Origin of the sequence: Streptomyces sp. BK239 (assembly GCF_004217285.1) — a bacterium.
GTDB lineage: Bacteria > Actinomycetota > Actinomycetes > Streptomycetales > Streptomycetaceae > Streptomyces.
On record NZ_SHKS01000003.1, the window covers coordinates 21121 to 46673 of the forward strand.

Genomic DNA, 25553 nt, shown 5'->3' on the forward strand with positions numbered 1-25553 from the left:
CTCGGACAGTGCCGTGACAACACCTCCGTAGCTTCTCTTCCGTGGCCGCAGCGACACGAGGGCCACAGACCACGAGCAGGACACCGGCGGACCACGGTCGGCCGGAACGGGGACACGGAGGGTGTTGAACATGGCGCAGGGAGAGGTGCTCGAGTTCGAGGAGTACGTCCGCACTCGGCAGGACGCGCTGCTGCGCAGCGCCCGCCGGCTGGTCCCGGACCCGGTCGACGCCCAGGACCTGCTCCAGACGGCGCTGGCCCGGACGTACGGCCGCTGGGAGGGCATAGCGGACAAGCGGCTGGCCGACGCCTACCTGCGCCGCGTCATGATCAACACCCGCACCGAGTGGTGGCGGGCCCGCAAGCTGGAGGAGGTGCCCACCGAGCAGCTCCCGGACGCCTGCGTGGACGACTCCACCGAGCAGCACGCGGACCGCGCCCTGCTGATGGACGCGATGAAGGTGCTCGCTCCCAAGCAGCGCAGCGTCGTCGTGCTGCGACACTGGGAGCAGATGTCCACGGACGAGACCGCCGCCGCCCTCGGCATGTCGGCGGGAACGGTCAAGAGCACGCTGCACCGGGCGCTCGCCCGGCTCCGTGAGGAGCTGGAATCCCGCGATCTGGACGCACGCGCGCTGGAGCGTGAGGAGCGGGAGCGTTGCGCGGCGGCCTGACCGAGGCCGGGCCCCCACGGGTCCGGGGGATCTTCCAGGCGGCGATCACGGCGATGACCGTGCTCGTCGCCCTCGGGCTTTTGGCCTCCGCCTGCGCCACCGGGGGGACCGGCGCGCGCGACGAGGGGCCGGCCCGGGGCGACGCCTCCCTGGGCGCCGCCTCGTCGGGCGCCACCCCCGCCGCGGCCCCGACCAGCACCTTCGGCCGTGTGGACGCGGTCCGTCTGGTCAAGGACGATCCGGCGGTGTCGGCCGAGGTCAAGCGCGGGCTGAAGCCCTGCGTCGGCGACGAGTACCCGGTCGACGTGTCGTACGGCGACCTCACCGGCGGCTCGGAGGACGACATCGTGGTGAACGTGCTGACGTGCAGTGACATCGTCGGCGTCGGTTCGTACGTGTACCGGCGGGCGGGCGACGGGTACACCAACGTGTTCAAGGCGGAGGAGCCGCCGGTCTACGCGGAGGTGGACCGGGGCGGCCTCGTCGTGAGCAGGCAGGTGTACGAGAAGGGCGACCCGGTCTCCAGTCCTTCGGGCGAGAATGTGGTCACCTACCGCTGGGTCTCGGGCCGGTTCGTCAAGGAGTACAGCTGGCACAACGACTACAGCGTCGTGGGCGACGACCCGACGCCGCCGCCGTCGGCCGGTGGCTGACCGGGCCGTCGCCCGGGGGAACGCCGTCGGGGAAAGTGGTCGGGCGAAGTCGTCCGGCGAGGCCGTCGGGCAAGGTCGTCGGAGAAAATCGGCCGTCGGGTGAACCGTTCGGGCCCTCCGGGCCGATGAACCAGTGAACGACCTGAGCGCTCCGGGCGTCCCCTCTAGGGGCACCCGGACAGCGAAGCGACAGATACGCCCGCGATCCGACCGCCCGAGCCACGACCGAGCAGCCACGACAGACCAGACACCACCGAACCGAACACGACCTACCGAGACGCAAGCGACCGGCCCACCACGAGCCGGCTCACGAGCGGCCATACGCACGAGGACTGAGAGCACCGGGATGGCAGACCAGACCCACGTCCTGTTCGTCGAGGACGACGACGTCATCCGCGAGGCCACCCAGCTCGCCCTGGAGCGGGACGGCTTCGTGGTCACCGCGATGCCCGACGGCCTGTCCGGACTGGAGGCGTTCCGGACCGACCGCCCCGACATCGCGCTGCTGGACGTGATGGTGCCCGGCCTGGACGGCGTGAGCCTGTGCAGGCGCATCCGCGACGAGTCCACCGTGCCGGTGATCATGCTCTCCGCGCGCGCCGACTCCATCGACGTCGTCCTCGGCCTGGAGGCCGGCGCGGACGACTACGTGACCAAGCCGTTCGACGGCGCCGTCCTGGTCGCCCGTATCAGAGCGGTGCTGCGCCGGTTCGGTCACGCGGGCGGCGGCGACCGGTCCGACCAGGACACGTCGGCGGTCGGGGGCGTGCTGACCTTCGGCGAGCTGGAGGTCGACACCGAGGGCATGGAGGTTCGGCGGGCGGGCCGGCCGGTGGCGCTCACGCCGACCGAGATGCGCCTGCTGCTGGAGTTCTCCTCCGCCCCGGGCACGGTGCTGTCCCGGGACAGACTGCTGGAGCGGGTGTGGGACTACGGCTGGGGCGGTGACACGCGGGTGGTCGACGTCCATGTGCAGCGGCTGCGGACCAAGATCGGTCAGGACCGCATCGAGACGGTCCGCGGCTTCGGTTACAAGCTGAAGGCCTGAGCGGGCGGAGTATCGGGGGATGTTGCGACACCTGGTTCCGGTCCGCGTGGAGCGCGCGGGCATCCGCACCGGCCTGCGGTGGAAGCTGAGCGCGGCCATCGCGCTGGTCGGCGCGCTGGTGGCGGTCGCGCTCAGTCTCGTCGTGCACAACGCGGCCCGCGTGTCCATGCTGGACAACGCGCGCGATCTCGCGGACGAGCGCATCAAGATCGCCCAGCGCAACTACCAGTTGTCCAGGCATCCGAACTTCCCCAACATCAAGATCGACGACCCGCGGCTGCCGGCGGAGCTGAGGGAGATGGTCGAGGAGGGCCGCAGGGCGACGTTCGTGTCGGACCGCGGGGGTGGCGCGCCGGACATCTGGGCGGCGGTGCCGGTCAACAACGGCGATCATGTGCTCTCCCTGCACACCGGGTTCACCGACCGCAGCACGGACATTCTCAAGGATCTCGACCAGGCCCTGGTGATCGGCTCCATCGCGGTCGTCTTCGGCGGCAGCGCGCTCGGCGTGCTCATCGGCGGACAGCTCTCCCGGCGGCTGCGCAACGCGGCGGCCGCGGCGAACGAGGTCGCCAAGGGAGAGGCGGACGTCCGTGTGCGGGACGCCATCGGCGGTGTGGTCCGGGACGAGACGGACGATCTGGCCAGTGCGGTGGACGCCATGGCGGACGCGCTGCAGCAGCGGCTGGAGGCGGAGCGCAGGGTCACCGCCGACATCGCGCACGAGCTGCGCACCCCGGTGACGGGGCTGCTGACCGCCGCCGAACTGCTGCCGCCCGGCCGGCCCACCGAACTGGTCCTGGACCGGGCGAAGGCGATGCGCACGCTCGTCGAGGACGTGCTGGAGGTGGCCCGCCTGGACGGGGCGTCGGAGCGGGCCGAGCTGCAGGACATCCTGCTGGGCGAGTTCGTCGCCCGCCGGGTCGCGGCCAAGGATCCCGAGGTCGAGGTGCGCGTGATCCACGAGTCGATGGTGACCACGGATCCGCGGCGGCTGGAGCGGGTGCTGTTCAACCTGCTCACCAACGCGGCCCGGCACGGCAAGGCGCCGATCCAGGTGTCCGTGGAGGGGAGGGTGATCCGGGTGCGCGACCACGGTCCCGGCTTCCCGGAGAGCCTGCTCGCCGAGGGCCCGAGCCGCTTCCGCACCGGCAGCAGCGACCGCGCCGGCCGTGGCCACGGGCTGGGTCTTACCATCGCCGCCGGTCAGGCCCGGGTCATGGGCGCCCGGCTGACCTTCCGCAATGTGCAGCCGGTGGGCGCACCCGAGCACATACCCGCCGAGGGTGCGGTCGCCGTGCTGTGGCTGCCCGAACACGCGCCGACGAACACCGGCAGCTATCCGATGCTGCCCTGAGCGGAAGGCGCCGGCGCTCGGGCCGCGTCACGGACAGAGGCGGGCGGCGCCGCGCTGTGCACGCGACGCCGCCTCGCTTTCGGCTCGGGTCAGACGGACTCCACGACCACCGGGGCCTTGGCGGGGGCCGTCCCGTCCGTGGCGCCGTCCGGGCCGTCCGGCTTGGGCAGCGCGCCCCGCAGCGGGACCTCCTTGACGAACACCGCGGCGACCAGGGCGATCACGGCCACCACGGCTCCGAGGAGGAACGCCGCGTGCGTGCCGTCGGAGACCGCGTACTGGTACGCCTCCCGCGCCGCCACGGGCAGCTTGGCGAGGCTGGCGGCGTCCAGCTGGGCGGACTGCTCGGTGACCTTCGAGCCGAGGGCGCCGGCCCGTTCGGTCATGACGTCCTGGACCCGGCTGTTGAACAGGGCGCCCATGATCGCGACGCCGAAGGAGGAGCCGAGGGTGCGGAAGAGGGTGGTGGAGGAGGACGCGACGCCCATGTCCTTCATCTCCACGCTGTTCTGCGCGACCAGCATGGTGATCTGCATCAGGCAGCCCATGCCGAGGCCGGTGACGGCCATGAACACTCCGGACATGAACCGCGAGGTCCCGGTGTCCATCGTGGACAGCAGATACAGACCGGCGACCAGCAGGACGCTGCCGGCGACCGGGAAGATCTTGTAGCGGCCGCTGCTGGTGGTGATCCGGCCCGCGATCATCGAGGTGACGAGCATCGCGCCGAGCATCGGCAGGAGCAGCAGTCCGGAGTTGGTGGCGGACGCGCCCTGCACGGACTGCTGGTACAGCGGCAGGAAGAGCGTCGCGCCGAACATCACGAAGCCGGCGATGAAGCCGATGATCGACATCAGGGTGAAGTTGCGGCTGCGGAAGATGTGCAGCGGCACGATCGGCTCGGCGGCCTTGGTCTGCCAGAACACGAACCCGACGAGTGCGGCGACGCCGATGGCGGTCAGCTCCATGATCCGGGCGGAGCTCCAGGCGTACTCCGTGCCGCCCCAGGTGGTGACGAGGACGATGGCGGTGATGCCGACGGTCAGCAGCGCGGCGCCCAGGTAGTCGACGCGCGCGTCGGACCGCTTCTTCGGCAGGTGCAGGATGACGCTGATCAGGACGAGGGACACGACGCCGAGCGGCAGGTTGATGTAGAAGGCCCAGCGCCAGCCCCAGTGGTCGGTGATGGAGCCGCCGACGAGGGGTCCGCCGATCATCGCGATCGCCATGACGCCGGCCATCATGCCCTGGTAGCGGCCGCGCTCCCGCGGCGGGACCAGGTCGCCGATGATCGCCATGACGCCGACCATCAGACCGCCGGCGCCCAGGCCCTGCACCGCGCGGAAGGCGATGAGCTGGCCCATGTCCTGAGCCATGCCGCTGAGCGCGGACCCGGCCAGGAAGATCACGATCGACGTCATGAAGGCGCCCTTGCGCCCGTACATGTCGCCGAGCTTGCCCCAGATCGGGGTGGAGGCGGCGGTCGCGAGGGTGTATGCCGTCACCACCCAGGACAGGTGCTCCAGGCCACCGAGTTCGCCCACGATCGTCGGCATCGCGGTGCCGATGATCATGTTGTCGAGCATGGCGAGCATCATCGTGATCATGAGCGCGAGGATCACGGCCCGCACGCTCTTCGCCTGTTTCTCCTGTGCACCGGCATCCGGTGTGTCCGGTGTGCCGGTCTCCCGCTCGACGCTCTTGCTGTCCGCCATCGCTTCCACTCCCCCACGGCGACCCACTTACTTGCCGCCCGGCTAGTTCTCACTACACTGGTGAAAGTAGACGTGGAACTAGCCGGGCGTCAAGTAAGTTCTAGCCGGTCGGCAAGTAAGTGTTTCTTACCTCCGGCGGCCGGATTTCCGTGGGACCGTGAGGACTACGAGGATGGACGCCACTATGGACGGCACCAAGCAGCAGCGCCGCGGCAACACCCGCCAGCGCATCCAGGACGTGGCGCTCGAACTCTTCGCCGAGCAGGGCTACGAGAAGACCTCGCTCCGCGAGATCGCCGAGCGCCTGGACGTCACCAAGGCGGCCCTGTACTACCACTTCAAGACCAAGGAAGAGATCATCGTCAGCATCTTCACGGATCTGACGAAGCCGATCGAGGACCTGATCGACTGGGGCCGGGAGCAGCCGCACACCCTGGAGACCAAGCAGGAGCTGGTGCGCCGCTACAGCAAGGCCCTCGCCGAGGCGGCCCCGCTCTTCCGCTTCATGCAGGAGAACCAGGCGACGGTGCGGGAGTTGCAGATCGGCGACTCCTTCAAGGACCGCCTGAAGAGCCTGCGTGACATCATCCTCGATCCGGACGCCCCCCTCACCGACCAGGTCCGCTGCGTCAGCGCCATCTTCACGCTGCACGCCGGCATGTTCTTCCTCCACGACCTCGAAGGCGACCCCGAGGACAAGCGGGAAGCCGTCCTTGAGGTCGCCGTCGATCTGGTCACCCAGGCCCATCAGGGCGCCCGGCCGTCCTCTGCGCCCTCCCCCTCGGAGGACTAGGAGAGCCGGCCGGCCCTGGCCTTCGTCAGACGGTCACACCCTTGGCGCGCAGGAACTTCACCGGGTCGATCGCCGAACCGTAGTTCGGGGTCGTGCGGATCTCGAAGTGCAGGTGCGGGCCGCTGGAGTTGCCCGTGTTGCCGGAGAGGGCTATGCGCTGCCCGGTCTTGACGACCTGGCCGACGTTGACGTTGATGCGCGAGAGGTGCGCGTACTGCGAGTAGACGCCGTTCGCGTGCTTGATCACGATGGCGTTGCCGTAGGCCGGACCGTCGCCGGCGCCGTTGCCGCCGGCCTTGACGACGATGCCGCCGTGAGCGGCCATGACCTTGGTGCCGGTCGGCACGGCGAAGTCCTGGCCGCTGTGCTTGTGCGCCCACATGCCGCCGGCCTGGGCGAAGCTCGCGGACAGCCGGTACTTCGCCACCGGGTCGATCCAGGAGGCGCTCTTCTTGGCGGCCGCGGCGGCGGGCTTGGCGACGGCAGCGGGCTTGGCGGCCGCGGGCTGCGCGGCGGACGCCACTCCGGACCCCAGCACGATCGAGGCGCCGAGAGCGGCGGCCCCGACGGCCGCCCGGGTGCGGAGCTGAGACGTACGGGAGGAACGGGACGTGACGCGCTGGAACATGGAAAACCTCATGGGTCCGGGGTCAGAGATAACCACCCGACGTGACGTCCGCCGGATGGCCATCCCTTGGTAACCCCCGGGTCCATGTCGCCTCAAATGTGTGACCTACGGCGGTAGCTAGTACTAAACCCCGAATACGATGACTTCTTGACAGTTGGCCTTTTAGTCCGTTTCTTCGCCAACTCCCACCCCCGGTGGGCAGTTCACCTCACCCTTTGGGCAACTTGTCCGTTTTGCCGGAATTAGTGTTTTCACTATTCCATCTAGTAACGGACATTTCGCCTGTGCGGCATGTCACCAATGCCTCGCCATGGGGGACTTCTCCATGTGACGGGCGCTACTCCCTTACGGGCGCACGGAGTTGTGACCCGCGTCACCTTCGACTGCACGCCTCTGTGAGCGGCGTCTCAGCAACCGCTACCGTCCGGTAACCCGCTGGTTCCCCTCGAGCCATCCCCATCGATGAGCATGCCCACGACACCCGCAGCCCATGGACGTGAGAGGACCCCCACATCATGAACAGAGGTACCTGGATGCGCCGTATCGCCATGACGGCCGTGACCACGGCCGCCGTCACCGCGATGGCCGTCCCGGCCGGCGCCCAGGCCGCGACGGCCACCGGCAGCTCCACCGTCGCCACGACGGCGGCCGCCGCGGACGTCGACTACGCCACCTGGCAGGCCGACTGCCAGGTCGTGATGAACCAGGCCCTGCCTTACCTCAAGCAGCGCATCACCGCCGCCAAGCCGGGCGAGAAACAGGCGCTCGTCCTCGACATCGACAACACCGCGCTGGAGACCGACTTCGGCTTCAGCTACCCGCAGCCGGCCAACAAGCCGGTCCTCGACGTCGCCAAGTACGCCCAGGAGCACGGCGTCTCGCTGTTCTTCGTCACCGCGCGCCCGGGCATCATCGCCGGCTTCACCGACTACAACCTCAAGCAGGTCGGCTACAAGGTCTCCGGCCTCCGTGTGCGGGGGTTGTTCGACCTCTTCAAGGACGTCGCCGCCTACAAGACCGCCCAGCGCGCAGACATCGAGAACAAGGGCTTCACGATCATCGCGAACATCGGGAACAGCGCCACCGACCTGTCCGGCGGCCACGCCGAGAAGACCTACAAGCTGCCGGACTACGACGGGCAGTTGTCGTAACCACGGCGAGCGGACGCAGACATGCGAGAGGGGCCGGTGCCCGAAAGCACCGGCCCCTCTCTCGCGCTCAGTCCCCGAAGGGTCAGGCGTCCTTGCTCAGGTTCGGCCCGGCACCGCCGGCCGCCTGCTCGATCGGCGGCACGTCGGGCAGCGCCGACTTCTCCTCACCCCGGAAGGTGAAGGTCTTCGTGTCGCCCTCGCCCTCGGTGTCCACGACCACGATGTGGCCGGGGCGCAGCTCGCCGAAGAGGATCTTCTCCGAGAGGGTGTCCTCGATCTCGCGCTGGATCGTGCGGCGCAGCGGCCGGGCGCCCAGGACGGGGTCGTAGCCCTTCTTGGAGAGGAGCTCCTTGGCGGTCTGGGAGAGCTCGATGCCCATGTCCCGGTCCTTCAGGCGCTCGTCCACCTTGCCGATCATCAGGTCGACGATCGCGAGGATGTCCTCCTGGGTCAGCTGCGGGAAGACGACGACGTCGTCGACGCGGTTGAGGAACTCGGGCCGGAAGTGCTGCTTGAGCTCGTCCGAGACCTTGTTCTTCATGCGCTCGTAGTTGGTCTTCGAGTCGCCCGCGGCCGCGAAGCCGAGGTTGAAGCCCTTGGAGATGTCCCGGGTGCCGAGGTTGGTCGTCATGATGATGACCGTGTTCTTGAAGTCCACGACCCGGCCCTGGGAGTCGGTCAGCCGACCGTCCTCCAGGATCTGCAGCAGCGAGTTGAAGATGTCCGGGTGGGCCTTCTCGACCTCGTCGAAGAGGACGACGGAGAACGGCTTGCGGCGGACCTTCTCGGTCAGCTGGCCGCCCTCTTCGTAACCCACGTATCCGGGCGGGGAACCGAAGAGACGCGACACCGTGTGCTTCTCGCTGAACTCCGACATGTCGAGGGAGATCAGCGCGTCCTCGTCGCCGAAGAGGAACTCGGCGAGCGCCTTGGACAGCTCGGTCTTACCGACGCCGGACGGGCCGGCGAAGATGAACGAACCACCGGGACGCTTCGGGTCCTTCAGACCGGCACGCGTACGGCGGATCGCCTTCGACAGCGCCTTGACGGCGTCGACCTGCCCGATGACCCGCTTGTGGAGCTCGTCCTCCATGCGCAGCAGACGCGAGGACTCCTCCTCGGTCAGCTTGAAGACCGGGATGCCGGTGGCCGTGGCGAGGACCTCGGCGATCAGCTCGCCGTCGACCTCGGCGACGACGTCCATGTCGCCGGCCTTCCACTCCTTCTCCCGCTTGGCCTTGGCGGCCAGGAGCTGCTTCTCCTTGTCGCGCAGGGAGGCGGCCTTCTCGAAGTCCTGCGAGTCGATCGCGGACTCCTTGTCCCGGCGGACGCCGGCGATCTTCTCGTCGAACTCGCGCAGGTCCGGCGGCGCGGTCATCCGGCGGATGCGCATCCGGGAGCCGGCCTCGTCGATCAGGTCGATCGCCTTGTCCGGGAGGAAGCGGTCCGAGATGTACCGGTCGGCCAGCGTGGCGGCCTGGACGAGGGCCTCGTCGGTGATGGAGACGCGGTGGTGGGCCTCGTACCGGTCACGGAGACCCTTGAGGATCTCGATCGTGTGCGGCAGGGACGGCTCGGCGACCTGGATGGGCTGGAAGCGGCGCTCGAGGGCCGCGTCCTTCTCCAGGTGCTTGCGGTACTCGTCCAGCGTGGTGGCGCCGATGGTCTGGAGCTCGCCGCGGGCCAGCATCGGCTTGAGGATGCTCGCCGCGTCGATCGCGCCCTCGGCGGCGCCCGCACCGACCAGCGTGTGGAGCTCGTCGATGAACAGGATGATGTCGCCGCGGGTGCGGATCTCCTTGAGGACCTTCTTCAGGCGCTCCTCGAAGTCACCGCGGTAGCGGGAGCCGGCGACCAGGGCGCCGAGGTCCAGGGTGTAGAGGTGCTTGTCCTTGAGGGTCTCGGGCACCTCGCCCTTGACGATCGCCTGGGCCAGGCCCTCGACGACCGCGGTCTTGCCGACGCCGGGCTCACCGATCAGGACCGGGTTGTTCTTGGTGCGGCGCGACAGCACCTGCATGACCCGCTCGATCTCCTTCTCGCGCCCGATGACCGGGTCGAGCTTGGACTCGCGAGCGGCCTGCGTGAGGTTGCGGCCGAACTGATCCAGGACCAGGGACGTCGAGGGCGTGCCCTCGGCGGGACCGCCGGCGGCGGCGGTCTCCTTGCCCTGCTGGTAACCCGACAGCAGCTGGATCACCTGCTGCCGCACCCGGTTCAGATCCGCACCCAGCTTGACGAGGACCTGGGCGGCGACGCCCTCGCCCTCACGGATCAGGCCGAGCAGGATGTGCTCCGTGCCGATGTAGTTGTGGCCCAGCTGAAGGGCCTCGCGGAGCGACAGCTCCAGGACCTTCTTGGCACGGGGGGTGAAGGGGATGTGCCCGGACGGGGCCTGCTGGCCCTGGCCGATGATCTCCTCCACCTGCTGGCGGACCGCCTCGAGCGAAATCCCGAGGCTCTCAAGGGCCTTGGCGGCGACACCCTCACCCTCATGGATCAGGCCCAGGAGGATGTGCTCGGTGCCGATGTAGTTGTGGTTGAGCATCCGGGCTTCTTCCTGAGCCAGGACGACAACCCGCCGCGCGCGGTCGGTGAACCTCTCGAACATCGTTAATCGCTCCTCAGAGCGGTCAGGCAGTGGGGGGAACTTCCCCTCCCTGTCCTTCCGCAGCTTAGTCCCGCAAGCGGGGACCGCTCATTCCAACTGCCGACACCGTCGATGGCCTCCTGACCCCGAACGCCGACATCTGCTCCAACCCGATGGTGCGAGACGATGTTCCCGCAGGCCAGACAGTTACCCCCATCGCCAGTACGCCGATGGCGAACGTGAGACGTCCTGTCCTGCGTGTCGCCCCCTCCCACTAGGCATGTCTTACCCGTCGGGACTGACACTCCATGCCGCGCGCCCCGGTTCGCTCCGCTATGGGCGAACAACCTTGCGCCCCCGGACGCCCCCGCGCGCCCCGAATCCGGGCACTTTGCGCGATCGGGGAAACACCCAGCGTGACTCGCGGCGCTTTTCGGGGTTGCACTTGGCATGGTCGGCACAGCCTCCTCCCTCGTCCCGTCTCCGCGTCGGCCGCTCGATCCCGGCCCGGCCGTCCCGGCCGACCGGGTCCGCGGCTGGTACGAGAACGAACTGGGGTGGGCGACGGTGCCCGGGGAGCCGGTACGACTTTCCGTGGGCGTGCGCTTCGACGTCCTGGACGTGCCGGCCGTCGCGGGGCACGCGGCGCTGCGGCGTCTGCCGCCGGGCGCTCCGGTGGCCGTGCGGGGGGAGCGGATGCAGTTCCTGGTGGCCGCGGGCAGCGCGGAGGAACTGCCGGGGGTCCTGCGCTGGCTGGAATGGGAGCCGCTTCCCCTGGACCTGAGGGCCATCGGCCCCGGGGGCGCCGTGGAAGCGCCTCGGCCCACCGCCCTCGCCGAGCGGCAGGCGCCTCAGGATCACGACGAGCCGGGCTCGCCTTCCCGACGCCCCAAGACGCCCCCCGCTCCCTGTGAGCGGTCCGCGGAAACGGTGCAGGGGGCCGCCGTCTGGCTGCGGCCCCCTGTGGCGGGGTGCGAGGTGGAGGCCTCGCTGCCGACGGTGTCGGCGTTGGGGGGCGGTGGAGGCGCCCCCGATCTCGTGCGGCTGGTCAACACACTGGCGACGCACTGTCACCGTGTCCGGTTGCTGCGCGCGTGCGCTCAGCCGTTGGCCTTCTCGTAAGCCTCGCGAATGGTCGCGGGAACACGCCCGCGGTCATTCACCTCGTAGCCGTTCTCCTTCGCCCAGGCACGGATCTGCGCCGTGTCCTGGCTGCCGCCGGAAGCGGCGCGCGTCTTTCCGCGCCCACCCGAAGCACGGCCTCCGGTACGGCGGCCGCCCTTCACATACGGGTCGAGAAGGCCGCGCAGCTTGTCCGCATTGGCAGTCGTGAGATCGATCTCGTACGTCTTGCCGTCCAGAGCGAACGTCACGGTCTCGTCCGCCTCGCCGCCGTCGAGGTCGTCGACAAGAAGGACCTGAACCTTCTGTGCCACCGCTTTTCCTTTCATCGATAACGTGAGGGCCGGGGGTCTCCGGCGTCCGCCGTTTCGCCGCCCCCTGTTATATGCAGTACTGCAGTACGTCGGAAAGCAAACCGCTTTTCCCGGGAAAACACAAACCCCCGGTTGAGGCTCACGTCCGGTCCCGCGCCCGGAAACGTGCGCGTTTCGGACATAGGGCACCCGGGCAAGGCGGGCGGTGCGGAATGGACTCGGCGATCACAGATGCAGAAGCATCCGGCTGTTGCCCAAGGTGTTCGGTTTCACTCGTTCGAGACCGAGGAACTCCGCGACGCCCTCGTCATAGGAACGCAACAGCTCCGCGTAGACATCGGTGTCGACCGGCGTCTCACCGATCTCCACGAAGCCGTGCTTGCCGAAGAAGTCCACTTCGAAGGTCAGGCAGAAAACGCGCCGAACACCTAGCCAGCGGGCGGTGTGGAGCAACTTCTCCAACAACTGGTGGCCGACGCCGGCGCCCTTCAGGCCGTCCTTCACGGCGAGAGTGCGGACTTCCGCGAGGTCTTCCCACATCACGTGCAGTGCCCCGCAGCCGACCACCTCGGCGTTGTCGTCGCGTTCGGCGACCCAGAACTCCTGGATGTCCTCGTAAAGCGTCACCGTCGCTTTGTCGAGCAGGATGCCGCCGCGGACGTACGCGTCAAGGAGACGGCGTACGGCGGGGACATCGCTGGTCCGGGCCCGGCGGACGGTGATGGCTTTAGCGCTGACTTCAGGGCTCTGAGCTGACATGTGCGGACGCTATCGCCCACCGGTCCCCGTTGCCGAGCCGGGGTTCTCGCCCGTACTGCCCGCTTCCGCGGGCGGAGGCGGTGGTGTTTGCGGACCTTGGACGATGCGCACCGCGTCGCTGAGTGCCCTTCGCTGTTCCTCGCTCATCATGCCGAAGAAGGCCACGAGAGCCGCGGCGGGGTTGTCGCTCTGCGCCCAGGCGTCGTTCATCAGCGCGGCCGCGTAGGCGGCCCGGGTGGAGACCGCCTCATATCGATAGGCGCGGCCTTCCGCCTCACGGCGGACCCAGCCCTTCTGATGGAGATTGTCCAAAACGGTCATGACCGTCGTGTACGCGATCGACCGTTCCCGCTGGAGGTCTTCCAGGACTTCCCGAACGGTCACCGGGCGGTTCCACTTCCACACCCGCGTCATGACCGCGTCTTCGAGTTCTCCCAATGGGCGAGGCACAGCTCAGACAATAGTGGGAGATCCCGCCCATCGCGTGCCGGACGTGCTCTTTCGTCGGCAAGCCGAGCAAAAAGGGCGCACGAGTCCGAGCTGGTCGGAGTCGTGCGCCCAGGTGGGCGGCGGGGTCAGGGTCAGGCGTCGGCCGGCCCGGAGGCCGGGCGGGGGCCCTCCGCGCGCGTGAGGGCGGCGTCGACGGCCGCGTCCTCCTTGGCCTTGTTGGCCCCGCCCTGTGTCTTCACGATCACCCTGATCACGCCGATGAAGAACACGGCCATGACGACGGGGGGCACGAGCGCGGAGACGTAGTCCATGGATCCAGAGTAGCCAGGGCGGGAGGGGATCCCGGGGCGGGGTGGCCGTGCGGCACCCGCCCACCCCCGGGTGGAGCAGCCCCGTCGGTGCGGGGCCGTGTCCGCCCTCCGGTCAGCCGGCCGCCAGCGTCCGCCGCCCGGCGCCCGCGGGCGGTGCGGCCGGCTTGCGGCGGGGGAAGACCTCGCCCGGCGTCGGGATGGGCCGGCGCGACGGCTCGGGGGCGGAGGGGTTCACCGGGACGGGCCCGGGGCCCGGGGCGGGGGCCGTCGGCTTCTCCGCGGGCTTCTTCTTCGGCTCGTCTGCCGCAGCGACGGCCCCTGCGGCGCGGAGAACTTCGCCGTCCTCCTGCGTCCGGCACTCCGCGGAACGGCCTCCGGGCAGCGCCAGAAGGCGCGTGCGGGACGCCGGGACGACCGGGGCGACCCGGGCGGACTGCTGGGCCGCACGACCCGCCAGACGGGCCCGTACGTCCTGCTCGGCGAGCGTCTGGCAGCGTTCGAGGAGCGCCGCGGCCGCCGGAGAGCCCCGCAGCGCCCGCAGTGCGGCGAGGTCGTCGGGGACGGGCCGGTAGCCGGCGCCCAGCACCTCTTCCAGGAGCCGGAGGTAGCCGGCCGCCGTGCCGGGCAGGGCGGCTCGGTACCGGCCCAGGTCGGCCACCAGGAAGGCCCGCAGCCGGGCGGCCTCCCGCGCCGCCTCGTCGAGGGACTCGGCGAGGCGATGGCAGTCCTGGACGTCCTCGGCCGAGGCGGGGCCGGGGTGGAGGGCGAGGGCGAGAGCACGGCGGAGCACACGCAGCTCCTCCGGGCCGAACGCCATGCCGCCGCGGGATCCGTATGGCGTGGGCATGCGGCGACGATACGCGCTAATCAGACAAGTTCGACATAACGGGCAGGCGTGGCGCATGCGGATTCCACCGACCGGCCCGCACCCGCGGGCCGGTCGGTGCGCCCCGCTCACATGCGGGACACGTTGCGTTCGTAGACCAGGCGCAGACCGATCAGGGTCAGCCAGGGCTCGTGCTCGTCGATCACCGAGGACTCGCCGAGCACCATCGGCGCCAGACCGCCCGTCGCGATCACCGTCACGTCGTCCGGGTCGTCCGCCAGCTCGCGCGCCATCCGGCCGACCACGCCGTCGACCTGGCCGGCGAAGCCGTAGACGACGCCCGACTGCATCGCCTCGACCGTGTTCTTGCCGATCACGCTGCGGGGGCGGGCCACCTCGATCTTGCGCAGCTGCGCGGCCTTGATGCCCAGGGCCTCCACGGAGATCTCGATGCCGGGCGCGATGACGCCCCCGACGTACTCCCCGCGCGCGCTGATCGCGTCGAACGTCGTCGCCGTGCCGAAGTCGACGACGATCGCGGGGCCGCCGTAGAGCTCGTTGGCGGCGACCGCGTTGATGATGCGGTCGGCGCCGACCTCCTTGGGGTTGTCGAACAGAATCGGCACGCCCGTCTTCACCCCGGGCTCGACGAGCACCGCCGGCACGTCGCCGTAGTGCCGGCGGGTGACCTCGCGCAGTTCGTGCAGAACCGAGGGGACCGTCGCGCAGATGGCGATGCCGTCGATGCCGTCGCCCAGTTCCACCCCGAGCAGGGGGTGCATGCCCATCAGCCCCTGGAGCAGGACCGCGAGCTCGTCGGCCGTGCGGCGGGGGTCGGTGGAGATCCGCCAGTGTTCGACGATGTCCTCCCCGTCGAACAGGCCGAGCACGGTGTGCGTGTTCCCCACGTCGATCGTCAGCAGCATGGCCGGTTCCCGCTCCTACTCCGCGGCTCGAAGGTCGAGGCCGATGTCCAGGATCGGCGAGGAGTGGGTCAGGGCGCCCACGGCCAGGAAGTCGACGCCGGTGGCGGCGTACGCCTCGGCGTTGTCCAGGGTGAGCCGGCCGGACGCCTCCAGCAGCGCGCGTCCGCCGACGATGCCGACGGCCTCCTCGCACTCGCCGGGGGTGAAGTTGTCCAGGAGGATCAGGTCCGCGCCGGCGTCCACGACCTCGCGCAGCTGGTGCAGGGTGTCGACCTCGACCTCGATCGGCACGTCGGGAAAGGCCTTGCGGACGGCCTCGAAGGCCTGGGCGACGCCGCCGGCGGCGACCACGTGGTTGTCCTTGACCAGGGCCGCGTCGGACAGCGACATCCGGTGGTTGACGCCGCCGCCGCAGCGGACGGCGAACTTCTCCAGCGCCCGCAGCCCCGGCGTCGTCTTGCGCGTGTCCCGCACGCGCGCCTTGGTGCCCTCGAGGACGTCGGCCCACGCGCGCGTGGCGGTCGCGATGCCCGACAGGCGGCACATCAGGTTGAGCGCGCTGCGCTCGGCGGTCAGCAGGTCACGCGTGCGCGTGGTGACCGACAGCAGCTTCTGCCCGGGCTCCACGCGGTCGCCGTCCTCGACGTGCCGCTCGACCTCGAACTCGTCCGTGCAGACGACCGAGATCACCGCTTCGGCGACCCTGAGGCCCGCCACCACGCCGGCCTCGCGCGCGGTGAAGTCGGCGGTGGCCACGGCCTCCTCGGGGATGGTCGCGACGGTCGTCACGTCCACGCCGAGGGCAAGGTCCTCCTGGATGGCGACGTTGGCGATGTCCTCGACCTCCAGGGGGTCGAGTCCGGCGTCGGCCAGGAGCTGGGCGAGAGCGGGGTCCAGCCCGCACTCCATGTACTCGTCGTCGCCGGTGCCGTCGCCGCAGGCGCAGCCGTCGCCGCAGCCGCCGTTCTCGACGAGGGAAAGGTCCTCGGGGGTGCTCACTTCTGTCACTGCTCCTGCTGGTGCTGCCGGGTAGGGGGGAAGTCTGCGGTATCGGTGGTGCGTACGGCGAGCGTCCGGTCCGGATTCAGCCGTACGACGATGTGACGGCGCCAGTTCGCGTCGTCGCGCCCTGCGCGGTCCTCGCGCCAGTGGCAGCCGCGGGTCTCCTCGCGCAGCAGGGCGGCGGCGACCAGGACGCGGGCCACGCACAGGAGGTTGGTGGCCTCCCAGGTGTCGACGCCGGGCTCGGCGGTCTTGCCGTTCTCGTCGAGGGCGTCGCGGGCCTCGGTGTGCAGCCGCTGGAGCCGGTCGGCGGCCTTCTCCAGCGACTCCTTCGAGCGCAGGACCCCCGCGCCCTCCGTCATGGTGCGCTGGATCGCGAACCGGGCCTCGGGGGCCAGCAGCGGGTGCGCGGGCGTCGCCGGGTGCTCGACCGGGGCGGGCACGCGCTCGTGCGGGCCGTCGGCCGCCCGGTCGCCGGCGATGTCGGCGGCGATGCGCTCGGCGTAGACGAGGCCTTCGAGGAGGGAGTTGGAGGCGAGCCGGTTGGCGCCGTGCACACCGGTGCAGGCGACCTCCCCGCACGCGTACAGGCCCGGGACGGTGGTGCGGCCGTGGGAGTCGGTGCGCACACCCCCGGAGGCGTAGTGGGCGGCCGGTGCGACCGGGACGGGCTCGGTGACCGGGTCGATGCCGTGGGCGCGGCAGGCCGCCAGGATCGTCGGGAAGCGGTTCTCCCACATGGCGGCGCCGAAGTGGCGGGCGTCGAGGAACATGTGCTCGGCGTCCTGCTCCTGCATGCGGCGCGTGATGCCCTTGGCGACGATGTCGCGGGGCGCGAGCTCGGCCAGCTCGTGCTGCCCCAGCATGAACCGCACGCCGTCGCCGTCGACCAGGTGCGCGCCCTCGCCGCGCACGGCCTCGGAGACCAGCGGCTGCTGGCCCTCCGCGTCCGCGCCGAGGAACAGCACGGTGGGATGGAACTGCACGAACTCCAGGTCGCTGACCTCGGCGCCCGCGCGCAGGGCGAGCGCCACGCCGTCGCCGGTGGAGACGGACGGGTTGGTCGTCGCGGAGTAGACCTGGCCCATGCCGCCGGTCGCGAGGACGACCGCGGGAGCGTGCACGGCGCCCACGCCGTCGTGCTGGCCCTCGCCCATGACGTGCAGGGTCACGCCCGCGGTGCGGCCCTCGGCGTCGGTGAGCAGGTCCAGGACGAGCGCGTTCTCGATCGTGCGCAGGCCACGCGCGCGAACGGCCTCCACGAGCGCGCGGGAGATCTCCGCGCCGGTGGCGTCGCCGCCGGCGTGGGCGATGCGGCGGCGGTGGTGGCCGCCCTCGCGGGTGAGCTGGATGCCGCCCTCGTCGTCGGTGTCGAAGTGGGCGCCGGTGGAGATCAGCCGGCGTACGGCGTCGGGTCCCTCGGTGACCAGGAGCCGTACCGCGTCCTCGTCGCACAGGCCCGCACCCGCCACCAGCGTGTCGTCCAGGTGCTGTTGGGGGGTGTCGCCCTCGCCGAGGGCCGCGGCGATGCCGCCCTGCGCCCAGCGTGTGGAGCCGTCGTCGAGGCGGGCCTTGGTGACCACGACCGTCGTCAGGCCTGCGGCCTCGCAGCGCAGGGCGGCGGTCAGGCCGGCCACTCCGGAGCCGACGACCACGACGTCCGCCGAGATGGACCACCCGGGCGCGGGCGCGTGCAGTCGTATGCCTGTGCTGGTCACGAGGCGGCTCCGAACGTGAGGGGGAGGTTGTCGATCAGCCGGGTCGTCCCGACCCGGGCGGCGACGGCCAGGACGGCCTCGCCGGTGAAGTCGTCCCCGATCTCGGTGAAGTCGACCGGGTCGACCAGCGCGAGGTAGTCCAGCCGCAGCGGCGGGTCCATGCGGGCGGCTTCGTCGAGGACCAGGCGGGCGGCCGCGCGGACGGCCGCCGCGGCGCCGGGGACGGCCTTGGCGACGGCGTGCGCGTCGGCGGCGGCACGGGACTCGCCCAGGGCGCTGAGCGCCTCGGCGCGCGCGTGAGTGGCCGGCACCTCACGCGCGCGTGCCCGCAGCGCCTCCTGGGCGGCGTGCCGGTCGCGGCCGGCGAACAGCGCCTGGGACAGCGCGAGCGCGGTGCGTCGCCCGGTCGCGGACAGATAGCGGTTTCTGCTGGACAGGGCCAGGCCGTCGTCCTCGCGGACGGTCGGCACGGCGACGATCTCCACGCCGAAGTTCAGATCGCGCACCATGCGGCGGATCAGGGCGAGCTGCTGGGCGTCCTTCTGCCCGAACAGGGCCACGTCGGGCCGGGTGAGGTGCAGCAGCTTGGCGACGACGGTCAGCATCCCGTCGAAGTGGCCGGGGCGCGAGCCGCCCTCCAGACGCTCGCCCATGGGCCCGGCGGTGATGCGCACCTGGGGCTCGCCGCCCGGGTAGACCTCGTCCACGGACGGCGCGAAGACGACGTCGGCGCCGGCCTGTTCGGCGAGCTTGACGTCGGCGTCCAGGGTGCGCGGATAACGGTCGAGGTCCTCGCCCGCGCCGAACTGCAGCGGGTTGACGAAGACGGTGACGACCACCTCGCCGTCCGGCCCGGCGATCTCGCGGGCGGTGCGGACGAGCGTGGCGTGCCCCTCGTGCAGGGCGCCCATCGTCATCACGACCGCCCTGCGCCCGGCACGCGCGCGTGCGTGCAGGTCGTCGGCGGTGCTCAGCAGGCTCGTGGTCATCCGGCTTCTCCCTCGGCGCCGTCGGTCCCGTTGGCGAGTACCCCGAGGAGGTCCTCGGCGAGTTCCGGCTTCAGCAGACCGTGGGCCAGCGCGCGGTCGGCGGTGGCGCGGGCCATCGCGAGGTAGCCGCCGACGGCCTGCGGGGCGTGCCTGCGCAGTTCGGCCACGTGCGCGGCGACCGTGCCGGCGTCCCCGCGCGCGACGGGGCCGGTGAGCGCCGCGTCGCCGGAGCGCAGCGCGTTGTCGAGGGCGGCGCCGAGCAGCGGGCCGAGCATCCGGTCGGGGGCCGACACCCCGGAGGCGCGCAGCAGCTCCATGGACTGGGCGACGAGCGTCACCAGGTGGTTGGCGCCCAGGGCGAGGGCCGCGTGGTAGAGCGGCCGGCTCTCCTCGGCGATCCACTCCGGTTCGCCGCCCATCTCGATGACCAGTGCCTCGGCGGCCAGCCGCAGCTCGTCGGGCGCGGTCACGCCGAAGGAGCAGCCGGCCAGTCGCTGGACGTCCACGGGGGTGCCGGTGAAGGTCATCGCCGGGTGCAGGGCCAGGGGCAGGGCGCCCGCGCGCAGGGCGGGGTCGAGGACGTTCACGCCGTACCGCCCGGAGGTGTGCACGATCAGCTGGCCGGGGCGTACGGCGCCGGTGTCGGCGAGGCCTTCGACGAGGCCGGGCAGGGCGTCGTCGGGGACGGTCAGCAGGACCAGTTCGGCGCGCTGGAGGACCTCGGCGGGCGGCACCAGCGGCACGTCCGGCAGCAGTGCCGCGGCCCGGCGGCGGGAGGCGTCGGAGACCCCCGACACGGCGACCGGGCGGTGTCCGGCGAGCTGGAGCGACGCGGCGAGCGCGGGGCCCACACGGCCGGCGCCGACGACGCCGACGGTGAGCCGTGCGGGACGGTCCCTGGGGTCTGGCTGTTGGCTTGTGTTCACGCGGCGACGGCCTTCCCGTTCCAGTCCGCTTCGGGTACCGGACGATTTCTCGTCATGTTAACGCGATCGGTCGCCGGGGCGTCCGGTCGTCCACAGGCTGTGGGTTTCCTCTCGGCGGCCGCACGACCCGCGCGCGGGCCGCCGGTGGTGCGGAAACCCCGGTGCGCGGGCGGTCCGGCGCCGGGCATGATCCGAGCATGACGAACACGGCGGAACGGGACGGGGAAGAGCCGGGCGAGGAGCGGCGGGAGGACCTGGGGAAGCGACGGACGGCCGCCTTCCGGGCGGCGGAGCGGACGCTGTCGCGTCCGGGCTTCCGCGGCAGCCTGCGCGACCGGCTCGCCCTGCTGCACGAAGCGGCACCCGAGGTGTACGACCTGGACGAGCCCCCGGACGTGTACGGCGGCGGTGTCGTGGCCGCCCTGGAGGACCGGGTCGCGGGCCTGCTGGGCACGGAGGCCGCCGCGTTCTTCCCCACCGGCACGATGGCCCAGCAGGTCGCCCTGCGCTGCTGGGCCGGGCGTACCGGCAACCCCACGGTCGCCCTGCACGCGCTGGCCCACCCGGAGGTCCACGAGCGGGGCGCCCTGAGCGCGGTGGCCGGGCTGCGGCCGGTACGCGTCACCGGTGAGCCCCGGCTGCCGACGGCCGACGAGGTCCGCGCCTTCGAGGAGCCCTTCGGGACGCTGATGCTGGAACTGCCTCTCAGGGACGCCGGTTTCGTGCTGCCCTCGTGGGAGGAGCTCACCGAGGTCGTGGACGCGGCACGCGAGCGCGACGCGGTGGTGCACTTCGACGGCGCCCGCCTGTGGGAGTCCACCGTCCACTTCGGCCGCTCCCTGGGGGAGATCGCGGGCCTGGCGGACAGCGTCTACGTGTCGTTCTACAAGTCCCTGGACGGCTTCGGCGGCGCGGCGCTCGCGGGCCCGCGGGCGCTGGTGGAGGAGGCGGGTGCCTGGCGCCACCGGTACGGGGGCACCGCCTTCCAGCAGTTCCCCACGGCGCTGTCCGCGCTCGTCGGGCTGGAGCGGGAGCTGCCCCGGCTGCCGGAGTACGTCGCCCACGCGCGCGTGGTGGCCGAGGCGCTGCGTGAGGGCTTCGCCGAGGCCGGGGTCCCCTGGGCGCGCGTGCATCCGCGGACGCCGCACACGCACGAGTTCCAGCTCTGGCTGCCCTACGACGCCGGCGACCTCACCGAGGCGGCGGTGCGGCAGGCCGAGGAGACGAAGACGGTGCTCTTCGCGTCGGGTTGGAGCCGCGGCGGGCCGCCCGGACTGTCGTTCACGGAGGTCACCGTGCGCGCCGACGGCCTGGAGTGGACGCCGCAGGACGTGCGGGCGGCCGTCGGGGACTTCATGGCGCGGCTGAGGGGGACCGCCGGGCAGCCGTTCACGGCCTGACCGGCCTCAGACGGTGCAGCAGCCGGCCGAGGGCGTTCCGGGCGCGCCCGCGGGCGGCGCGGCGGCCGGCGAGGACCGCCTCGAACTCACGGCGGTCGCGCAGTTCGCGGACGAGCTGCCAGTCGTGGGCGCCGGGCGCGGGCGGGAGGGGCTCGCCGTGCTGACGGGCGCGGTGGACGTCGAGGGCGTACTGCTCGGTGATGCTCATGGCCGTCGCCTTTTCGGGAATCGGAGAGGGGAAGGGCCCGGGTGCGCCGCGGTCGCCCCGGTGACTCCAGGCTGCGGCGGGCCCGGGCGGTGCGTCCCGTCGATTGACGAGGGCCGTCAATCGTCGGCCGCCTTGTCAGTGCCGGGGTGCACCATGAGGGCATGAGCGTGCGCATCGACATCACGGGGCTGCGGCCGGAGCGGATCACGGTCGCGCCGTCGCCCCTGGCCGAACTCGGCATGGCGCTGCACGCGCTGTCCGAACCGGGCCACCACCCCGGGCTGCAGGGCTGGGTCACCAGCGTGACGGCGTCCCTCGACCCGCATCTGGCCGACCGGATGTGCGAGGCGGACTTCCTGTGGCGGACGACGTTCTCCGACGTCTTCCTGCCGTACGCGGGCATCCCGGGCGGCACCCGGCCGGGCGCCACACTCGCCGAAGAGCTCGACCTGCTGGACAAACTGAGCGACGAACAGTTCACCGACTCCGCGCTGGAGTTCACGTGCGCGCCGGGCTACGAGCTGCCGAGCTCCGGCGTCCTGTCCGACCCGGCCCTGCACGAGCGCGCCCTCGACCTGGCCGCCTCCCGAGGGCCGCGCCAGGTGCGCTTCACCCGGCGGCTGCTCGCCGACCCGCCCCTCGTGCGGGCGTGGCTGCGGCAGTTCCTCAAGGACTGCGAGGAGGCCTTCTTCGCGGACGTCTGGGCCCGGGTCCGCCACGCGCTCGCCGCGGACGCCCGCCACAAGACGGAGCTGCTGCACCGCAAGGGTCTCGCGGAGGCCCTCGCCTCGGTGTCCTCCGCCGTGACACTGGACGAGAACACCGCGCACATCACCGTCGACAAGCTGATCGAGGGCCGCACCGCCGTCACCGACGGGTCCCTGCTGCTGGTGCCGACGAGCCTCGGCTGGCCGCATCTGATGGTCTTGCACCGGTACGGCTGGCAGCCGGTGCTGCACTACCCGGTCGCCTCGCCGGAACTGGCCTCGCCGCCGTCGGTGGAGCAGTTGACGCTGCGGATGACGGCGCTGTCCCACCCCGTGCGCATGCGGATCTGCCGTCTGCTGGCCCGCAGCGCGTACACGACCACCGAGCTGGCTCAGGCGCACGGCATGACGGCGCCCGAGATATCCCGGCACCTCGCCGTCCTGAAGAAGGCGGGCCTGGTCTCCACCCGCCGCCGCGGCCGGTACGTGCTGCACCAGCTGGACGTGACGATGGTGGCGCGGCTCGGCAGCGACTTCCTGGAGGGGATACTCCGCTAGGGCGCGCGCCGCGGCAGGAGCGGTTCGCGCGGGTCGGCCGCTCAGTCGAAGCGGATGTGCCTCAGCCCCACGCGCGCCTGCCGCAGCCTGGTCCGCAGTGCGCCCTCGTTGTTGGGCCGGAGCGTCAGACCGGCCAGGACGGCGATGCGGTCGGCCGTCCTGGGCACGGAGGTGCGGTCCGTCCACAGCTGCTCGGCGAAGCAGGGTTCGCGCAGCCGCTCCAGACAGTGGTCGAGCTGACGGACGGCCCAACTCTGGTGCCTCAGAGCGGCGTTCTTGCCGGCGAGGAACCGGAGCAGGCGTCCGAAGCGGCGTTCCCGCAGCCGCCGCAGCACGGTCTCCCGTTCGGCGAGGAGGGTGAAATGCCGTACGTCGTGCCCCAGTTCGCGCAACCGGCCCACGGTCTGCGCGAAGTGGTCCGGATCCGTGAGGGTCATGGGCACGATCACCACGCCGTCGTGCTTGCGCAGCGCCAGGTCGAGCACCTCGACGACGCCCTGCCGCCAGGACGCGAGGTCCCGGAAGTCCTCGCGCAGCCCGGGCGGCAGCATGCGGTGCAGGCCGAAGCCCACGTGCTCGGGGTCGCACACGACGCTGCCCGGCAGCCGGCGGCGGATCTCGTGTGCCGTCTGTGTCTTGCCACCCCCGAAAGGGCCGTTTATCCACAGGAGCATGCGCAGACCCTAGTGGCCGCCACGGGGGCCGGGGAGCGCTTTCCTCTCAGTGCCCGCCGGCGCGGACCAGTCCCGTCTCGTAGGCCAGGACGACCACCTGGACCCGGTCGCGCAGGCCCAGCTTGGTGAGGATGCGGCCGACGTGGGTCTTCACCGTCGCTTCGGACAGCACCAGCCGGGCGGCGATCTCGCCGTTGGACAGCCCCTGGGCGACGAGGATCATGACCTCGCGCTCGCGCTCGGTGAGCCGCTCCAGCTCCTTGCGCTGCGGCTCCTTGCCGGCGCTGGGCAGCATCGGCGCGAACCGGTCGAGCAGACGGCGGGTGGTGGAGGGGGCGACGACCGCGTCGCCGCTGTGCACGGAGCGGATGGCGGCGAGCAGTTCGCCGGGCGGCACGTCCTTGAGCATGAATCCGGAGGCGCCCGCCTTCAGCCCGGAGAAGGCGTACTCGTCGAGGTCGAAGGTGGTCAGGATCAGCACCTTCGGCGGGTTCTCCTCCGCGCAGATCCGCCGGGTCGCCTCCACTCCGTCCAGCTTCGGCATGCGCACGTCCATCAGCACCACGTCCACCGCTGTGGACCGCACCGCCTGGAGGGCCTCGACGCCGTCGCCCGCCTCGGCCACGACCTCCATGTCCGGCTGGGCGGCGAGCACCATCCCGAACCCGGTGCGCAGCAGCACCTGGTCGTCGACGAGCATCACGCGGATCGTCATCGGGTCCTCTTCCGTGTTACAGGTGTCAACAGGGGGCGTGCGGGGGCGTCAGTGCGCCGGTTTGAGCGGCAGCAGGGCGCTGATGCGGAATCCTCCGCCCGGGCGCGGGCCGGCGTCCAGCGTGCCGCCGACCATGCCGACCCGCTCACGCATGCCGATCAGCCCGTGCCCCTGGCCGTCGATGCCGCCCTCCTCGTACAGCTCGTGCGGGGCGCCCTTGCCGTCGTCCTCGACGAGCAGGCCGAGACCGTCGTCGAAGTAGACCAGACGCACGCTGGCGCCCGCGTGCGGTCCGCCGTGCTTGCGCGTGTTGGTCAGCGCCTCCTGCACGATGCGGTACGCGGTGAGCTCGACGCCGCTGGGCAGCGGGCGCGGAGTGCCCTCGACCTTGAAGTCGACGGGCAGACCGGAGCCGCTGCACTGCTCGACCAGGTCCTTGATCTGCTCGACGTCCGGCTGCGGCACGTACTCGCCGCTCTCCTGGTGCTCCCCGGTGCGCAGCACGCCCAGCAGGCGGCGCATCTCGGCGAGCGCCTGGCGGCCGGTCGAGGAGATCGTCTCCAGGGCCTTCTTCGCTTGGTCGGGGGCGGCGTCCAGGACGTAGGCCGCGCCGTCGGCCTGCACCACCATCACCGACACGTTGTGCGCGACGACGTCGTGCAACTCGCGCGCGATACGGGCGCGTTCGGCGGCGACAGCGACCTTCGCCTGCGCCTCGCGCTCCTTCTCCAGGCGGGAGGCCCGCTCCTCCAGTTGCGCGAAGTAGGCGCGGCGGGTCCGCATGGAGTCGCCGAGCACCCAGGCGAGGGCGAACGGCACCGTCTGGAAGACGACGATCGCGACATTGCCCAACGCGCTGGTCTGCTCGTTCGGCCAGCGCATCTGCGCCAGCGTCGCCGCGCTCAGCCCCGTGCCCAGGGCCAGCCAGGACGACCAGCGCACGCCCGTCGCGGCGACCGTGTAGACGATCACCAGCAGGGCGAAGTCGGCGGCCATCGTCGCGACGTCCAGCGCCAGCTGCGCCACGCCGATGGCGCCGGCCAGCAGGAGCATCCCCTCGGGCATGCGCCGTCGCAGCGCCACCACCAGGCAGAGCAGGAAGGCCACCGGCACGATGAGTGCCGGATCGTCGGTTCCCTGGCCGGTGTTCCTGGTGGAGGTGTCGGCCACCACAGAGATCCCGAACAGGACGAAGGCCCAGAAGCCGTCGACCCCGCTCGGGTGTCTGCGGATGAAGTCATAGAGGCGCTGCACGTAACCCAGAGTAGGGAAGCCCGATGTGTGCACGGGTCAACCGGAGGGCCGATCCGGATCCGGCGCGCATACTCCGCAAGGTGGAG

26 protein-coding genes are annotated in these 25553 nt (G+C 71.2%); 9 read left to right on the plus strand and 17 right to left on the minus strand.

What is annotated here, in order from left to right:
• The first annotated feature begins 130 nt into the window (after positions 1-130).
• From EV567_RS09990 to cseC, 4 genes are all read left to right on the plus strand, one after another.
• The gene (locus EV567_RS09990; protein ID WP_130438363.1) at positions 131-673 is read left to right on the plus strand and encodes a SigE family RNA polymerase sigma factor; all 543 of its coding nucleotides are present in this window, start codon (positions 131-133) and stop codon (positions 671-673) included.
• Positions 658-1326 (plus strand): hypothetical protein, encoded by a 669-nt coding sequence (locus EV567_RS09995; protein ID WP_130438364.1) that lies wholly within the window; start codon positions 658-660, stop codon positions 1324-1326. The genes EV567_RS09990 and EV567_RS09995 overlap by 16 nt, the downstream gene beginning before the upstream one ends.
• A gap of 346 nt (positions 1327-1672) precedes the next feature.
• Positions 1673-2374, plus strand: a complete 702-nt coding sequence (cseB, locus tag EV567_RS10000) for a two-component system response regulator CseB (protein WP_130438365.1) — start codon at positions 1673-1675, stop codon at positions 2372-2374.
• Between the two features lie 19 nt (positions 2375-2393).
• Positions 2394-3731 carry a two-component system sensor histidine kinase CseC gene (gene cseC / locus EV567_RS10005; protein ID WP_130438366.1) on the plus strand — a complete coding sequence of 446 codons (1338 nt, stop codon included), beginning with the start codon at positions 2394-2396 and terminating at the stop codon, positions 3729-3731.
• A gap of 89 nt (positions 3732-3820) precedes the next feature.
• Here the strand turns inward: cseC and EV567_RS10010 are convergent, their stop codons facing one another.
• The gene (locus EV567_RS10010) at positions 3821-5446 is read right to left on the minus strand and encodes an MDR family MFS transporter (RefSeq protein WP_130438367.1); all 1626 of its coding nucleotides are present in this window, start codon (positions 5444-5446) and stop codon (positions 3821-3823) included.
• 172 nt (positions 5447-5618) lie between these two features.
• Between EV567_RS10010 and EV567_RS10015 the strand changes: the two genes are divergently transcribed.
• Positions 5619-6239 (plus strand): TetR/AcrR family transcriptional regulator, encoded by a 621-nt coding sequence (locus EV567_RS10015; protein WP_130438368.1) that lies wholly within the window; start codon positions 5619-5621, stop codon positions 6237-6239.
• A gap of 25 nt (positions 6240-6264) precedes the next feature.
• Here the strand turns inward: EV567_RS10015 and EV567_RS10020 are convergent, their stop codons facing one another.
• On the minus strand, positions 6265-6867 hold the full coding sequence (locus tag EV567_RS10020) for a M23 family metallopeptidase (RefSeq protein WP_130438369.1): 603 nt from the start codon (positions 6865-6867) through the stop codon (positions 6265-6267).
• 515 nt (positions 6868-7382) lie between these two features.
• On the opposite strand from EV567_RS10020, the gene EV567_RS10025 reads away from it, so the two are divergent.
• On the plus strand, positions 7383-8018 hold the full coding sequence (locus EV567_RS10025) for an HAD family acid phosphatase (RefSeq protein WP_130438370.1): 636 nt from the start codon (positions 7383-7385) through the stop codon (positions 8016-8018).
• A gap of 82 nt (positions 8019-8100) precedes the next feature.
• Here EV567_RS10025 and EV567_RS10030 read toward each other — a convergent pair whose 3' ends face one another.
• A complete protein-coding gene (locus tag EV567_RS10030; protein ID WP_130438371.1) occupies positions 8101-10629 on the minus strand; it encodes an ATP-dependent Clp protease ATP-binding subunit in 2529 nt (842 codons plus the stop codon).
• A gap of 429 nt (positions 10630-11058) precedes the next feature.
• Here EV567_RS10030 and EV567_RS10040 point away from each other — a divergent pair, with 429 nt between their 5' ends.
• On the plus strand, positions 11059-11730 hold the full coding sequence (locus tag EV567_RS10040) for an SCO3374 family protein (RefSeq protein WP_130438372.1): 672 nt from the start codon (positions 11059-11061) through the stop codon (positions 11728-11730).
• On the opposite strand, the gene EV567_RS10045 is transcribed toward EV567_RS10040, so the two are convergent.
• The 10 genes from EV567_RS10045 to EV567_RS10090 form a co-directional block, all read right to left on the minus strand.
• Positions 11709-12044 carry an Lsr2 family protein gene (locus EV567_RS10045; RefSeq protein ID WP_130438373.1) on the minus strand — a complete coding sequence of 112 codons (336 nt, stop codon included), beginning with the start codon at positions 12042-12044 and terminating at the stop codon, positions 11709-11711. The genes EV567_RS10040 and EV567_RS10045 overlap by 22 nt on opposite strands.
• A gap of 225 nt (positions 12045-12269) precedes the next feature.
• Positions 12270-12803 carry an amino-acid N-acetyltransferase gene (locus EV567_RS10050; RefSeq protein WP_130438374.1) on the minus strand — a complete coding sequence of 178 codons (534 nt, stop codon included), beginning with the start codon at positions 12801-12803 and terminating at the stop codon, positions 12270-12272.
• Positions 12804-12812: 9 nt separating this feature from the next.
• Positions 12813-13241: a BlaI/MecI/CopY family transcriptional regulator gene (locus EV567_RS10055; RefSeq protein ID WP_130439482.1), complete on the minus strand. Its 429-nt coding sequence runs from the start codon at positions 13239-13241 to the stop codon at positions 12813-12815.
• Positions 13242-13384: 143 nt separating this feature from the next.
• Positions 13385-13564, minus strand: a complete 180-nt coding sequence (locus tag EV567_RS10060) for a hypothetical protein (RefSeq protein WP_130438375.1) — start codon at positions 13562-13564, stop codon at positions 13385-13387.
• A gap of 112 nt (positions 13565-13676) precedes the next feature.
• The gene (locus EV567_RS10065; protein WP_130439484.1) at positions 13677-14381 is read right to left on the minus strand and encodes a hypothetical protein; all 705 of its coding nucleotides are present in this window, start codon (positions 14379-14381) and stop codon (positions 13677-13679) included.
• 137 nt (positions 14382-14518) lie between these two features.
• On the minus strand, positions 14519-15316 hold the full coding sequence (locus tag EV567_RS10070; protein ID WP_130438376.1) for a type III pantothenate kinase: 798 nt from the start codon (positions 15314-15316) through the stop codon (positions 14519-14521).
• Between the two features lie 15 nt (positions 15317-15331).
• Complete coding sequence (gene nadC, locus EV567_RS10075) at positions 15332-16315, minus strand: carboxylating nicotinate-nucleotide diphosphorylase (protein WP_130438378.1); 984 nt, start codon at positions 16313-16315, stop codon at positions 15332-15334.
• A 5-nt stretch (positions 16316-16320) separates the two neighbouring features.
• The gene (locus tag EV567_RS10080) at positions 16321-18036 is read right to left on the minus strand and encodes an L-aspartate oxidase (RefSeq protein WP_130438380.1); all 1716 of its coding nucleotides are present in this window, start codon (positions 18034-18036) and stop codon (positions 16321-16323) included.
• On the minus strand, positions 18033-19025 hold the full coding sequence (panC, locus tag EV567_RS10085; protein ID WP_130438382.1) for a pantoate--beta-alanine ligase: 993 nt from the start codon (positions 19023-19025) through the stop codon (positions 18033-18035). Before panC ends, EV567_RS10080 begins: the two co-directional genes overlap by 4 nt.
• Positions 19022-19951 carry a Rossmann-like and DUF2520 domain-containing protein gene (locus EV567_RS10090; protein WP_130438384.1) on the minus strand — a complete coding sequence of 310 codons (930 nt, stop codon included), beginning with the start codon at positions 19949-19951 and terminating at the stop codon, positions 19022-19024. The genes panC and EV567_RS10090 overlap by 4 nt, the downstream gene beginning before the upstream one ends.
• A gap of 197 nt (positions 19952-20148) precedes the next feature.
• Between EV567_RS10090 and EV567_RS10095 the strand changes: the two genes are divergently transcribed.
• Positions 20149-21351, plus strand: coding sequence for a low specificity L-threonine aldolase (locus EV567_RS10095; protein WP_130438386.1), 1203 nt, complete (start codon positions 20149-20151; stop codon positions 21349-21351).
• On the opposite strand, the gene EV567_RS10100 is transcribed toward EV567_RS10095, so the two are convergent.
• Positions 21341-21559 (minus strand): hypothetical protein, encoded by a 219-nt coding sequence (locus EV567_RS10100; RefSeq protein ID WP_130438388.1) that lies wholly within the window; start codon positions 21557-21559, stop codon positions 21341-21343. The genes EV567_RS10095 and EV567_RS10100 overlap by 11 nt on opposite strands.
• 161 nt (positions 21560-21720) lie before the next feature.
• Here EV567_RS10100 and EV567_RS10110 point away from each other — a divergent pair, with 161 nt between their 5' ends.
• A complete protein-coding gene (locus EV567_RS10110; RefSeq protein WP_130438390.1) occupies positions 21721-22824 on the plus strand; it encodes a DUF5937 family protein in 1104 nt (367 codons plus the stop codon).
• A gap of 41 nt (positions 22825-22865) precedes the next feature.
• Here the strand turns inward: EV567_RS10110 and EV567_RS10115 are convergent, their stop codons facing one another.
• Genes EV567_RS10115 through EV567_RS10125 form a run of 3 tightly spaced genes read right to left on the minus strand, consistent with a single transcriptional unit; the run spans position 22866 to position 25467 of the window.
• The gene (locus tag EV567_RS10115; protein ID WP_130438392.1) at positions 22866-23498 is read right to left on the minus strand and encodes an AAA family ATPase; all 633 of its coding nucleotides are present in this window, start codon (positions 23496-23498) and stop codon (positions 22866-22868) included.
• Positions 23499-23544: 46 nt separating this feature from the next.
• Entirely contained in the window at positions 23545-24213 is a 669-nt protein-coding gene (locus EV567_RS10120; RefSeq protein ID WP_130438394.1) for a response regulator transcription factor, read from the minus strand.
• Between the two features lie 48 nt (positions 24214-24261).
• Positions 24262-25467: a sensor histidine kinase gene (locus tag EV567_RS10125; protein ID WP_130438396.1), complete on the minus strand. Its 1206-nt coding sequence runs from the start codon at positions 25465-25467 to the stop codon at positions 24262-24264.
• Positions 25468-25553 lie beyond the last annotated feature (86 nt).